This is a genomic window from Shewanella violacea DSS12 (genome assembly GCF_000091325.1).
Taxonomy (GTDB): domain Bacteria; phylum Pseudomonadota; class Gammaproteobacteria; order Enterobacterales; family Shewanellaceae; genus Shewanella; species Shewanella violacea.
In genome coordinates this window covers 2,314,150-2,327,470 of sequence record NC_014012.1, presented here as the reverse complement: position 1 = coordinate 2,327,470, position 13,321 = coordinate 2,314,150, and the positions used below count along the sequence as shown (strand labels likewise).

Here is a 13,321-nt window from a genome sequence, read left to right as displayed (position 1 = left end):
ATTATTTTAGACGGAAGCAATCGTTGATAATAATTTTTTGTAGGAAGGGACTTACCATGTCAAATTACACAACCGATATTGATACTGCAGCAAGCTTGATAAAGAAAGAAGGTAATGCCTGGAATGCAATTAACCCTGAGTCAGTCGCTCGTATGCGTGCTCAGAATCAATTTAAGACAGGGTTAGACATTGCTAAGTACACAGCTAAGATAATGCGTGAAGACATGGCTAATTACGATACTGACAGCTCTAAATACACTCAGTCGTTAGGTTGCTGGCACGGTTTCATCGGCCAACAGAAGATGATAGCCATTAAGAAGCACCTACTGACCACTAAGCGATGTTATCTTTATCTGTCTGGTTGGATGGTTGCAGCCCTGCGCAGTGAGTTTGGTCCTCTGCCCGATCAATCCATGCATGAGAAAACCTCAGTCGCTAGCCTAATTGCCGAACTTTATACCTTCCTTCGCCAAGCTGATGCTCGTGAGCTAGGTGGCCTGTTCCGTGAACTCGATAAAGCTGAGGCTGCCGATAAAGCCGCTATCCAAGATAAAATAGATAATTTCGAAACTCATGTTGTGCCTATTATCGCCGACATTGATGCGGGTTTTGGTAACGAAGAAGCCACTTACTTGATGGCTAAGCAGATGATTGAAGCCGGTGCCTGTTGTATACAGCTTGAAAATCAGGTTTCTGATGTGAAGCAATGTGGTCATCAAGATGGCAAGGTAACGGTTCCCCATATTGAGTTTTTGGCCAAGATCAATGCCGTTCGTTATGCCTTCCTGGAACTGGGTATAGATGATGGCGTTATCGTGGCACGTACCGATTCTCTCGGTGCGGGTCTGACCCAGAAAATTGCGGTGACTTCTGAGCCCGGTGACTTAGGTGATAAGTACAACTCTTTCATCGAAGCAGAGGAAGTCACTAGCAACAATTTGGAAAATGGCGACGTGGTCTTTAAGCGTGGCGATAAGCTGGTTAAGCCTTCACGTCTGCCTAACGGCCTATTCAAGTTCCGCGCCGGTACTGGTGAAGAACGCTGTGTACTCGACTGTATCACTAGTCTTCAAAATGGTGCTGACTTACTGTGGATTGAGACAGAAAAGCCCCATGTGGCTCAAATAGGTGCCATGGTGAATGCCATTCGTGAAGTCGTGCCAAATGCTAAGCTGGTTTACAACAACTCGCCGTCATTTAACTGGACACTCAACTTCCGTCAACAGATCTTCGATGGCATGAAGCTCGAAGGGCAAGACGTCTCTGCATATATCCGTGCCGATTTGATGAGCATAGATTACGATGGCACCGAGCTTGCTATTCAGGCCGATGAGAAAATCCGTACATTCCAGGCTGATTCAGCCCGTGAAGCGGGTATCTTCCATCACCTAATCACCTTGCCTACGTATCATACGGCTGCCTTGTCTACCGACAACTTGGCCAAAGAGTACTTCGGAGATCAAGGCATGTTAGGTTATGTGGCGAATGTTCAGCGCAAGGAGATCCGTCAAGGTATCGCCTGTGTTAAGCACCAGAACATGGCAGGTTCCGATATGGGTGATGATCACAAGCAGTACTTCTCTGGTGATCAGGCGCTAAAGGCGTCGGGTAAAGACAACACCATGAACCAATTCTAATCATATCCAGTTCGACTAATCCCCTACTGAATCCCACATTCGGGAGAGGGTAAATAAAAAACCGAAGTCACCCGACTTCGGTTTTTCTATTTCAGCTATATGGATTCATCTTAGATCAAGGACTGCAAAATATAATCCGTCTATTGGCTAAACGCCTGTTCGATGGCCACACTGGTACCAAGATGATCCGAATACAGAGTCTGGTTCAGTATTTAGCAACTTATCTCAACAAGCATCACCTAGGCAGACAAATTCCAGCACCCGGGCTTTACCGCTTCTTGACACAAAGATACGCATCAATGCGCCCTCCCTCAGAGTTTCTTGTGCTAAAAGCGCTTTTTCTTTGGGCATGAAAAATGCCTCTATGCCATATTCGATAGATAAGCTGTTAGCGTAATTAGCCCTGACCCTTCCACGTATAAACAGCCCAGTTAGCGGTTTTAACTTAGAGAGACTTTGAAAGCGCCAATGTCTCTGCCCTTCTTTTACACTGACATAGACGACACTGCCTAGTTTATAATCACTAGCATTATCAGTCTCTACTTGACTGATATCATAACTAAGACGCACAAAGTTACCTCGAAACAAGCTTCTGGGATCATAAGGCTGGGTTTTGAGTATGATTGGGGTGCCGGTCCAAATTGGCCAAACTGAGCCCAAATACTCTACCACTAGCACCGAAAGCTGAAGAGTGATCGCAAGGATGAGCCCTATCTTAAAGGTACGACTCTGATACCAGTTCGTGTCTTGTACTAACCCTGAATTAAGCTTCATCCGCTCGCCCTCCTGGCTTTGTTTGCCCGCGTAATCGCCAATATCTGGCAGCCAGCATCATGATAGACGCAGCAATAAGAAACAGCAGCGCGCCGCCGAGATAATCACCGATAAGATCGAAATATCGCACAAAGGCCGTCGCTAACAACACCCCGACTCCGGTATAAAAGTATTGGGTTTCATCTTGCTCTATGCCTCGGCGAATCAAACTTATGCCCAGCACTAGCAATAAAAAATTGATAGTGACAGCGGCAATCATATCCCCGCTGCTTAAGTAGGCTTGAGCAATGAAACAAATACTGAAACAAATACTATAAAGTACCGCGGGCATCGAGGCGTATCGGCCATTCTTAGCAGACAGTCGCCAAGAAACCACGCCGCACATAATCAATGCAGCGATACTTAATACCAGAGTCATGTCACTTTCAGATGAGTACTCGTGCCAAACACCTTCAAAACTGAGTATGAGCAGAGTCACCACTGAAACTCTTAAGAGCCAAAGATGCAACACGAGTCCATACTCTCGCCATGTAGGATTCGATGTACGCATCAATGCCCAAGCCAGCCCATTAAACACCAGCCCAAGCGCAAGAGAGAATGGCAGCAAGTCACCAAAGGGCTCATAATTCATGCCGCTGCCCATCAGCCAAGCCAAGGCTAAGTTAAGCCAAACCAGCAGAGCAAACAGACTAAAGACAAATATTATGGGTGTTGAGCGACAATACAGAGCAAGGAACAGGGCAGATAAGACAAAGACAGGATAGCTCGCGGGGAAAAATGCTTCACCTACCTCTACGCACAGCCAGATTGTCCCAAGCGCGAGCATCAGTAATGACAGCAAACGACTTCGGGTTAATAGCACTAAAGGTAAAACACCTAACGCCCACCAATATATACCATCTGGATAATGCTCACCTAGGTGGTAAATTTGCGCAATCAGCATAATACTGGTGCCATAGGATATGGCCCCAAAAAATACCCAAATATTTGCGGCTTGATGCCGGTTAGTCAGATATAAACGTAAGCCTATTAGGTTCGTGGTGAGCGTGAGTAAGATTAAGGCGCCGGTTTTGACCAAGCTTGGGATCTCATCCCAGTTATGTGAAATGATTAATATGAGGGCCAGTCCGATAAATAGACTGCCTAATGCCATCAAGAGATAATAACCAAAGCTGGTTTTATTGGCGTCATTATCCAATGACTCACCATACTTAGCCAAAATAGCTTGGCCTTGCTCATGGGTGATGAGTGATTCATCTACCCAGCCCCTGGCTTCTTTTGCCAACTCTTTCTTTAATAACTGTATAAGCCGCATGCTTCACTCCTTTGAGACCTTAAAACGATATTATTCAGTTTATACAAAAATCATCGACAAAAAAGGCCAGATAAATATCTGACCTCTTCATCTAACTATATTAAGCGGTAAATTACAGGTTACTTTTCAGTCCAGCGGTCCATCCAACCCAAAACATTGGCGTACCATAGTTCCAGATTATCTGGGTTGAGGATCCAATGATTCTCTTCCGGATAAATCAGTAACTCAGATGGAATGCCTTTTCTCTGCATAAAGGTAAATGCCGCCAATCCTTGCCCATAAGGAACACGGAAATCTTTCTCACCGTGGATCACTAACATGGGTGTTTTCCAGTTCTCTACGTAATTGACCGGGTTAAACTTCTCATACAATTCCTTGTTCTCATCATATGTGCCACCGAACTCATATTCTGGGAACCAGAGCTCTTCGGTCACATAATACATGGAGCGCATATCGAATAGTCCGGCATGATTCACCAAACATTTAAAGCCGTCGCTCCAGTTACCCTGGATCCAGTTCATCATATAGCCACCATATGACCCACCCAGTGCACAGGCACGACTTGAATCTAACCATTTCTGTTGCTTGGTCACCGCGGCTAGGCCTTTTTGAAGATCTTCAAGTGGCTTACCGCCCCAATCTTTAGAGATAGAATCAGTAAATGCCTGCCCATAACCGGTAGAGCCATGGAAATCGATCATCACCACACCATAACCAGCGCCGGCCCAAAGTTGAGCATTCCAGCGGCTGCTAAAAGTATTGCCGAATGAACCCTGAGGCCCGCCATGAACTAGGAATGCGATAGGATATTGAGTGCCAACCTTGAAGTTCGATGGCTTGATCCAGTAACCGTGGACCTCTTCATTATTCCAGCCCTTGAAACTAAACTGCTCAAATTCACCGAATTTAATCTTGGCGAGTTTTTCATGATTGATATCGGTCAGTTTCTGTAAGTCTTGACCATCAAAATTAATAGAGTGGAGATCCCCTGGCTGTACCAGACTCTTATTATTGAAGATAATCTTATCAGCCGTTACACCGACTATGCTGTTACTGCCTTCGGTGTAAATGGTTTTTACGTCACCAAATTGCGTGTTCACTTCAAAAATACTGACTTGTCCCACATCTTGGGCTGTAACGTATAAGGTTCTATTATCCTTACCGAAAATCATTGAACTCGCACTTCTATCCCATAGAGGCGCCACTTCTTTTTCCTGACCCGTTACGGTATCACGCAACATGATGCGATATCTGTCGGCTTCGAAACCCGGCTTTTTCATCGCCAAATAAGCTAAATAACGGCCATCGGCAGAGTATGTCGGATGTGCATCCCAGGCCTTATTTGACTCAGTTAAATTAACTCCATCACCGCCTGTTACCGGCACCTGCCAGAGGTCATAGTTAGTTGTCCAAGCCTGCTCTTTACTCGGCGCCTTGGCACTGTAGACCACATACTTTCCGTCTGGAGTAAAGGTGACCTCTTCCATGCCAGAGAATGGCTTGGGAGGCGTTTCCGTATCCAAGCCGGCGGTGACATCCACGGCTGTGGTGATATTTTCGCCGTTTAATTGTGCCACAAACAGATGGCTACGGGAGTGGTCGCTCCAGGTATCCCAATGACGGATCATCAACTGCTTATATTCACGGCCCGTGGATTTACGTGCGGCTTCTGCGGTGAATTTATCTTTAGAGCATTTAAGATCTTTGCATTCAGGGAAGACACGCATGTTTAACACGACTTGCTTGCCATCTTGAGAAAGTTTAAACCCTTCTACATCCAGTGGTAAGTCAGATACTTGTAGAGCTTCTCCCCCTGTCAGAGGTAATTGATATACTTGGGTAGAACCATTACGAGAGGCCAAAAAATAGACTGACTGGTCATCGGCCGAAAATACGGCGTTATGCTCGGTACCGGCAGCGGATGTGATTTGCTTCGGCTTCGAGTCCTTTTTCGTCAAGTCTTTGATATAAAGGTCTGAACTGGCTTTTCCTTCAGCATCAAATTTTTTGATGCCAAATACGATGCTATTGCCATCATTAGATAAAGTTGTTGAATAAAGTTTGTTGATTTTAACCAGGTCTTGAACCTTGAAAGGCTGTGGCGATGTGGCTTGAGCCGACATTGCGACTCCGGCACCAGCCATGGCGAGTATGATTGCAGTTTTTTTCATTATTATTATCATCTTCTGTGATTTATTAAGTCTAATCAATTGGCATATCAGCCAGATGATTAGCGAATTAAGCTGTCCGGCATTCACCCAAGACTCGAGTTAGTTTTGTTTTAGGTGTCCCGCTGACATAATGTTTCGGCATATAAGCCGATGGGGTAAACACTATCCAAAATACTTGGCTTAAGCAATATGCCTAAGCCAAGTTTACTCTAGTAAGACTGAGTTATTTCGCGGGTTCCAGGCTCACTTTCCATTGTGCAGGACCGGTCTCGTGAACATTCACGCCCTCTGAGTCTACCGCCACAGTGACTGGCATATCTTTAACATCAAACTCATAGATAGCTTCCATGCCTAAGTCGGCAAAGGCTACCACTCGTGACTTCTTGATGGCTTTAGACACTAAGTAAGCCGCGCCGCCAACTGCCATAAGGTAAACCGCCTTGTGCTTCTTGATTGAAGCAACGGTTGCAGGCCCACGCTCGGCTTTACCTATCATGCCCATCAAGCCTGTTTTCTCGAGCATTAGATCGGTAAACTTATCCATACGGGTCGCCGTTGTAGGACCTGCTGGCCCGACAACTTCACTGCCTACAGGATCCACCGGACCCACGTAATAGATAAATTTACCGGTAAAGTCGACGCCTTCTGGCAGCCCTTCACCAGATTCGATAAGTGTCTGAATGCGTTTATGCGCCGCATCACGGCCGGTTAGCATCTTGCCGTTTAGGAGTAAGGTGTCGCCACTCTTCCATGTTTCGATTTCGGCTTGAGTCACGGTATCGAGATTGACTCTGTGTGTGTTCTCCCCGACTTCTCGGGTGATCACCGGCCAATCTTCCAGAGAAGGCGGCGTTAATTCAGCAGGCCCAGTGCCATCAAGATGGAAATGTACATGGCGCGTAGCGGCGCAATTAGGGATCATCACCACGGGCTTAGATGCCGCATGAGTGGGCATGGATTTTATCTTAACGTCTAAGACAGTTGTCAAACCACCGAGTCCCTGGGCACCTATGCCCAGATTGTTTGCACGCTCAAAGATGTCGAGACGTAATTTTTCTTCCGCCGTCTGCGCGCCTCTTTGCTGCAGCTCATGAATATCGACCGGATCCATTAAGGACTCTTTGGCTAAAACAGCCGCTTTTTCGGCGGTGCCACCTATACCTATGCCTAACATACCCGGTGGACACCAGCCCGCGCCCATGGTTGGTAAGGTTCTCTCAACCCAGGCAGCAATGTCATCGGATGGATTGAGCATGGCCATCTTAGATTTATTTTCAGATCCGCCACCTTTAGCAGCGATAGCTACTTCGATGTGATTGCCTGGGATCATGTCGATATGGACCACAGATGGTGTGTTGTCTTTGGTATTTATGCGTGCCCCGGCAGGATCTGCGACGATAGATGCACGCAGTGGATTGTCAGGATTGAGATAGGCTTGTCTTACGCCCTCATCGACCATCTGCTGAATGGTCATGTCTGTTTTATCCCACTTCACAGCCATACCGACTTTAACGAAACAAGTCACAATACCCGTGTCTTGACACAGAGGTCGCTTACCTTCAGCTGACATACGTGAATTTATCAAGATTTGAGCAATGGCATCTTTTGCTGCAGCGCTCTCTTCACGCTCATAGGCTTGGGTCATTGCATCGACGAAATCCTTAGGATGATAGTAAGAGATATATTGTAGGGCATCGGCGACGCTCTCGATGAGATCTGCTTGTTTAATGACAACTTCTTTACTCACAATCACTTCCTTATACACACAATGGGAACACTTTGAGCCATTTTTGGCATCTATATCTGTTTTTATTAATGCTAGCTGAGAGATATGATACTCTTTCGTGACTTTTAGGGGAATATCACATTTTAGATAAGGTTAAACAATGAATTTATCGGCGCTGCAGTGTGTGTCTATACTGCGTCTTGATTGGAAATATACCACCACAGAATTATTTTCATCCTTGTCCGATATTCCCTGGGCTGTGTTACTCGATTCGGCCAGTGCCGATCATTGTGATAGCCGCTTCGACATCATTTGCCTTGACCCCATTGTGACACTTGTCACAGAAGGGTCTCATACCGAAATAAGCCGATATCGAGACCACTCACTGACAAGCTCTAGCCTTAGCCAGATAAATCCATTCGATCTGGTTAAACAGGAGTTAAGCCATAACTTCCCGGTACAAAAATCCAGTACATTGCCTTTTTCCGGCGGTGCAATGGGCAGCTTCAACTATGATCTTGGAAGAAAAATCGAGAAAATCCCCGCAATAGCCGCCGACGACATTTCCCTGCCAGCCATGAACATTGGCTTATATCTATGGGCACTGGTATTCGATCATCAAGCACAAGCCTGGAGCTTAGTGCATTACGGCAATGAAATAGATGCACAAACCAGCCTGACATGGCTGCAAGGCAAACTTGAACACCAATCCAACAAAGCACAATTTTCCCTTATAGGTGACTGGCGGCCCCAACTAACAAAGGCAGATTACGAAGAGAAATTCGACGTTATTCAAGCATATATTCAAAGCGGCGACTGCTATCAAATAAACCTGACCCAAAGATTCTCGGCTAAATATCAGGGTGATGAATGGCAGGCTTACCTCAAACTCAGGGAATCCAATAAGGCGCCTTTCTCCGCCTTCATTCGACTCCCCCAAGGCGCCTTACTGTCAATTTCTCCCGAGCGATTTATTCAGCTCAGAGGTGAAGATATTCAGACTAAACCCATTAAAGGCACGAGTCCTAGGTACCCCACACAGGAGCAAGATCAAGAGTCGGCATTACAGCTAGCCCATTCCGCCAAAGACAGGGCTGAAAACTTGATGATTGTCGATCTGCTACGTAACGATCTGGGCAAGGTTGCCAAAGCAGGCTCGGTATCTGTGCCTCACCTGTTTAAGATTGAAAGCTTTCCTGCCGTACATCATCTCGTCAGCACAGTAACGGCAAAACTTTCCCCACAATATCAGGCTACAGATTTATTGCAGGCCTGCTTCCCGGGGGGGTCAATCACAGGAGCCCCTAAAATTCGGGCCATGGAGATAATAGAAGAACTTGAACCCTCAAGGAGAAGTCTTTACTGTGGTTCTATCGGTTACATCAGTCAAGATGGGCAGATGGACACCAGTATCACCATACGAACCTTAGTGGCTATAGATGGCATCATTCATTGTTGGGCTGGCGGCGGAATCGTTGTCGACTCGACGGCAGAGAGTGAATATAAAGAAACCTATGATAAAGTCAGTAAGATTTTGCCTGTATTACAGGCTTGATATTTGAGCGTAAATAAGTAGAGGTTATATGCCAAAAATGATTAAGCCTATTGCATTAACTGATTTCAAACTCAGATATAACCTCCTACAAGCTCCCGAAGAATCGAACCCGGATATTAAGGATACTCTGCGACAAGCTGCGGTCCTCATTGCCTTAATACATGAAGAGGGTGAGTTCCATGTGCTACTCACCAGGCGCCCCACTCATCTTAGATCTCATCCGGGACAAATCAGTTTTCCAGGCGGAAAAGTTGAACTGGGTGATGCTTCACTTATCGAAACTGCATTGAGAGAGGCTGCCGAGGAGATTGCACTTTACCCTGATAATGTAGAAGTGATTGGTCAATATCCTGCGATGAAAACGTTTAGCGGTTTTGAGATAACCCCTGTCATAGGACTGGTAAAGGAAGCCTTTACCCCTAAATTGGATCCGGGTGAAGTCGATGAACTGTTTACTGTGCCTTTATCCTATTTATTACAGGCGGAAAATCGGCAAAAACAGATTTACCAACGCCATGGGATCCATCACCCGGTTTATTTTATCCGCTATCGAGAGCACCTAATCTGGGGAGCAACCGCAGCCATGATAAACACACTCTGCAAACACCTAATTATCTAAACACTCTCAATAAGATTTATTACAGGATTACAGGATTACAGGCTTCAAAAACAGATTGACCAAGGCCATGTGAACCATGACATGCAGCCAATTTTATCCGTTATCGAGAGCACCTTATCTGGGGAGCAACCGCTGCCATGATAAACACACTCTGCAAACACCTGATTCTTTAGACACTCCCAGTAATATTTATTACAGCACCACAGTCGTCGGTCTGTCGAAAGTAGATAGACCAAGACCATGGGGTACATCACATGCAGCCAATTTTATCCGTTATCGAAAACACCTAATCTGGGGCGCAACCGCTGCCATGATAAACACACTCTGCAAACACCTCATTCTCTAGGAATTTAGAAATCTAGGAACTAGGGTTAGTTAAATCATAAAGGTAATATACAAGCCTGCAGCCACTGAACTTAACAGTAGCAAAGGAATATTAAACCAATACCCCATCCTACTGTGATGAGCGAAATAGTAATTAAATGCCAAGCTGACAAAACTGATCGTCGCACACGCCCATATGATATGTTCTAACTGAACCGTTTGGATGGGATCCCAGCCAAGACGAACCGACGACCCCTTACTTAAATAATAACCTATGGCACGATCTGGCCTGGCCTTATCGAAAATCAACAAGGCATATATCGCAAGAGACCAGCCAGTGATAGAAAGAATTGCCAGTAATCTCTGAAATATTTTAATTTTTTTCATGGCAAACTCCTCAAATAAATAAAACTATTTCGTCTTATATTTAATCATAACAAGTAAGCCTTATGGCCGCCAATTTCAAGCAGTTAGTAAACCAAGACCGCTATCTAGCTTTAGGTTAAAGTTCAAAAGCAGGATTAATCATCAAAATTGACCTCTATTGGGCCGTTTATCTGATTTTGCTACTTGAGAAAAACAGCCAGCAAGGTAATATAAACGTCCAAATTTTATATATAACGTTTCGTTGGAGAACTAAGCAACAATGAGCATTACATCTGTCGCTTCTGTATTTAAAGGTGAGTTTGCGGTTGGTTCGCAGATCACCGTTCGCGGTTGGGTAAGATCGCGCCGAGATTCCAAGGCCGGTATCTCTTTTCTTGCCGTCTATGATGGCTCCTGTTTTGATCCTATCCAAGGTGTAGTGCCTAATAGCTTAGAAAATTACAATAACGAAATCTTAAAGTTGACTGCAGGTTGTTCAGTCATCATGACAGGTGAAGTGGTTGAGTCTCCGGGTAAAGGTCAGGCATTTGAACTGCAAGTCACCAGTATTGAAGTCGCTGGTTGGGTAGAAGATCCTGACACTTATCCTATGGCGGCTAAGCGTCACTCTATCGAGCATTTGAGAGAGCTAGCACACCTTCGCCCGCGCACAAACATTATCGGTGCGGTTGCACGTGTACGTAACTGTTTGTCACAAGCGATACACAGGTTCTACCACGAAGAAGGCTTTATTTGGGTATCGACCCCCCTCATCACAGCATCGGATTGTGAAGGTGCAGGTGAGATGTTCCAAGTCTCGACTTTAGACATGGAAAACTTACCTCGTACCGACGAAGGTAAAGTCGACTACAGTGAAGACTTCTTCGGCAAAGAGGCCTTCCTCACAGTATCCGGTCAGCTGAATGCCGAGACTTATGCCTGTGCATTGTCAAAAGTCTATACTTTTGGCCCAACATTCCGTGCTGAAAACTCAAACACCAGTCGCCATCTTGCCGAATTCTGGATGGTTGAGCCTGAAGTTGCTTTCGCCGATCTCGATGATGTAGCTGCCCTCGCCGAACAGATGCTAAAATTCTGTTTCAAAGCCGTACTGGAAGAACGTCGTGACGACCTTGAGTTTTTCGCCCAACGTGTCGATAAAACAGTCATTGAACGTCTTGAATCTTTCGTTACTAGCGACTTTGCTCAAGTTGATTACACTGAAGCGGTAGAAATCCTGAAAAACTGCGGTAAGAAATTTGAGTATGCCGTCGAGTGGGGAATCGATCTGCAATCTGAGCACGAGAGATACCTGGCGGAAGAGCATTTCAAGGCTCCTGTGGTCGTGAAAAACTACCCGAAAGACATCAAGGCCTTCTACATGCGTCTCAACGATGATGGCAAGACCGTCGCCGCGATGGACGTACTCGCACCTGGGATCGGTGAGATAATCGGTGGCGCTCAACGTGAAGAACGTTTGGACGTACTCGATGCTCGTCTCGAAGAGATGAACCTGAGTAAGGAAGATTACTGGTGGTATCGTGACATGCGCCGCTACGGTACAGTGCCTCACGCAGGTTTCGGTCTTGGCTTCGAGCGTTTAGTCTCTTACGTCACTGGCGTATCCAACATACGCGATGTTATCCCATTCCCTCGCGCACCTAAGTCGGCAAGCTTCTAAGTTTGGCTTACGAATAAAAAAAACGCCCATCAGGGCGTTTTTTTATATCGATTCTATTTGATATATTAATGTCTACTGTTTAGCTCCATAGAAGCACGTTTCAGGTTTTTCTGTGCTTGTTCAAAATAGCTGGGCGAATTATCTATTGCCCTTTTAAATAGCACTATAGCTTGTTTATATTGCCCCTCTAACATCAAGAAATAACCTAAATCATTCAATGCGTCGGCTGGCTCCATAGTATGTTCAAAAGTCGCCAATGCCCTAGTGTATAAACCTTTCCTAACATAGACTAAACCTAGATTTGTCCAACCTCGATCGAAATTAGGATCTTCTCTGATTGCTTGTCTTAGATAATTCTCCGCCGACGTATAATTACCAGTAAGGTAATGGGAATAACCTAAGTTCGTAATGATTAATGCCGAATGTGGCTCCTTCTGTAAAGCCAGTTTATACAAGAGTCTGGCGCTATCATGCTCATTATCCAGATCATCTAGAATGGCCAAAGCATTATAGATTCTAACCGGTGAAACCTCGTCCAGAGCATAAAAACTGTCAACACCTGTGCTTTGAATAAGCGGTTTCAACCTAGCCTGATCCAAACTCACTGCTTTTTCCAGGTGTATTCTGGCTTGTCTGTGCTGACGCTTATCCATATTGATCAGACCCAGACCCGCGTGGGACATCATCATATCGGCATCTAACATTAATGCTTCATTGTATGTCAGGTATGCCAGTTGAATATTGCCTTTAATACTATGAATTCTAGCAATTTGATATAAGGTATCGGCGTTGTCTGATTTGAAATCCAGTGCTTGAACATAGAGATACAAAGCAGAGTCTAAATTCCCTAGGGATTCTTCACGGCTAGCCCGCGCCAAAGCATCGGCTTCATCCTTGGGAGGATTGGCTGTCGCCACAGTGATCATAGCCTTGGCGTCATAAAGATCTTGGCGCTGGGGAACGCTGGCCTCTAATGCCAGTATCTCTTCCGGGGATTTAGATGTCATACATGCTGGCAGCAATAGCATAAAAACGAGCACCAACACAGAATATGGGGCATTACCCACCATCAAACTATACCTAAATGAACCAGCCATAGCCGCTCCTTATACTTATAAAATTTAACGAATAGAATTTAACGAATAAAATTAGA

10 protein-coding genes are annotated in these 13,321 nt (G+C 45.4%); 4 read left to right on the top strand and 6 right to left on the bottom strand.

Features of this window, described 5'->3' with window-relative positions; all coding sequences use genetic code 11:
• The first annotated feature begins 56 nt into the window (after nt 1–56).
• Nucleotides 57–1,637, top strand: a complete 1,581-nt coding sequence (locus SVI_RS09510) for an isocitrate lyase (RefSeq protein WP_013051297.1) — start codon at nt 57–59, stop codon at nt 1,635–1,637.
• A 225-nt stretch (nt 1,638–1,862) separates the two neighbouring features.
• On the opposite strand, the gene SVI_RS09505 is transcribed toward SVI_RS09510, so the two are convergent.
• From SVI_RS09505 to SVI_RS09490, 4 genes are all read right to left on the bottom strand, one after another.
• Nucleotides 1,863–2,411, bottom strand: a complete 549-nt coding sequence (locus SVI_RS09505) for a GDYXXLXY domain-containing protein (RefSeq protein ID WP_013051296.1) — start codon at nt 2,409–2,411, stop codon at nt 1,863–1,865.
• Nucleotides 2,401–3,726: a DUF2157 domain-containing protein gene (locus SVI_RS09500; protein WP_013051295.1), complete on the bottom strand. Its 1,326-nt coding sequence runs from the start codon at nt 3,724–3,726 to the stop codon at nt 2,401–2,403. The genes SVI_RS09505 and SVI_RS09500 overlap by 11 nt, the downstream gene beginning before the upstream one ends.
• Before the next feature lie 119 nt (nt 3,727–3,845).
• Nucleotides 3,846–5,897 carry a dipeptidyl-peptidase 5 gene (locus tag SVI_RS09495; protein WP_041419844.1) on the bottom strand — a complete coding sequence of 684 codons (2,052 nt, stop codon included), beginning with the start codon at nt 5,895–5,897 and terminating at the stop codon, nt 3,846–3,848.
• 223 nt (nt 5,898–6,120) lie between these two features.
• Nucleotides 6,121–7,644 (bottom strand): fumarate hydratase, encoded by a 1,524-nt coding sequence (locus SVI_RS09490; RefSeq protein WP_013051293.1) that lies wholly within the window; start codon nt 7,642–7,644, stop codon nt 6,121–6,123.
• A 139-nt stretch (nt 7,645–7,783) separates the two neighbouring features.
• Here SVI_RS09490 and pabB point away from each other — a divergent pair, with 139 nt between their 5' ends.
• Both pabB and SVI_RS09480 read left to right on the top strand, forming a co-directional pair.
• On the top strand, nt 7,784–9,178 hold the full coding sequence (gene pabB, locus SVI_RS09485) for an aminodeoxychorismate synthase component I (RefSeq protein WP_041419843.1): 1,395 nt from the start codon (nt 7,784–7,786) through the stop codon (nt 9,176–9,178).
• 28 nt (nt 9,179–9,206) lie between these two features.
• The gene (locus tag SVI_RS09480) at nt 9,207–9,797 is read left to right on the top strand and encodes a CoA pyrophosphatase (RefSeq protein WP_013051291.1); all 591 of its coding nucleotides are present in this window, start codon (nt 9,207–9,209) and stop codon (nt 9,795–9,797) included.
• Nucleotides 9,798–10,172: 375 nt separating this feature from the next.
• Here the strand turns inward: SVI_RS09480 and SVI_RS09475 are convergent, their stop codons facing one another.
• Nucleotides 10,173–10,508, bottom strand: coding sequence for a hypothetical protein (locus SVI_RS09475; RefSeq protein WP_013051290.1), 336 nt, complete (start codon nt 10,506–10,508; stop codon nt 10,173–10,175).
• 259 nt (nt 10,509–10,767) lie between these two features.
• Between SVI_RS09475 and asnS the strand changes: the two genes are divergently transcribed.
• The gene (gene asnS / locus SVI_RS09470; RefSeq protein ID WP_013051289.1) at nt 10,768–12,168 is read left to right on the top strand and encodes an asparagine--tRNA ligase; all 1,401 of its coding nucleotides are present in this window, start codon (nt 10,768–10,770) and stop codon (nt 12,166–12,168) included.
• Between the two features lie 65 nt (nt 12,169–12,233).
• Here the strand turns inward: asnS and SVI_RS09465 are convergent, their stop codons facing one another.
• Nucleotides 12,234–13,265, bottom strand: coding sequence for a tetratricopeptide repeat protein (locus tag SVI_RS09465; RefSeq protein ID WP_013051288.1), 1,032 nt, complete (start codon nt 13,263–13,265; stop codon nt 12,234–12,236).
• Nucleotides 13,266–13,321 lie beyond the last annotated feature (56 nt).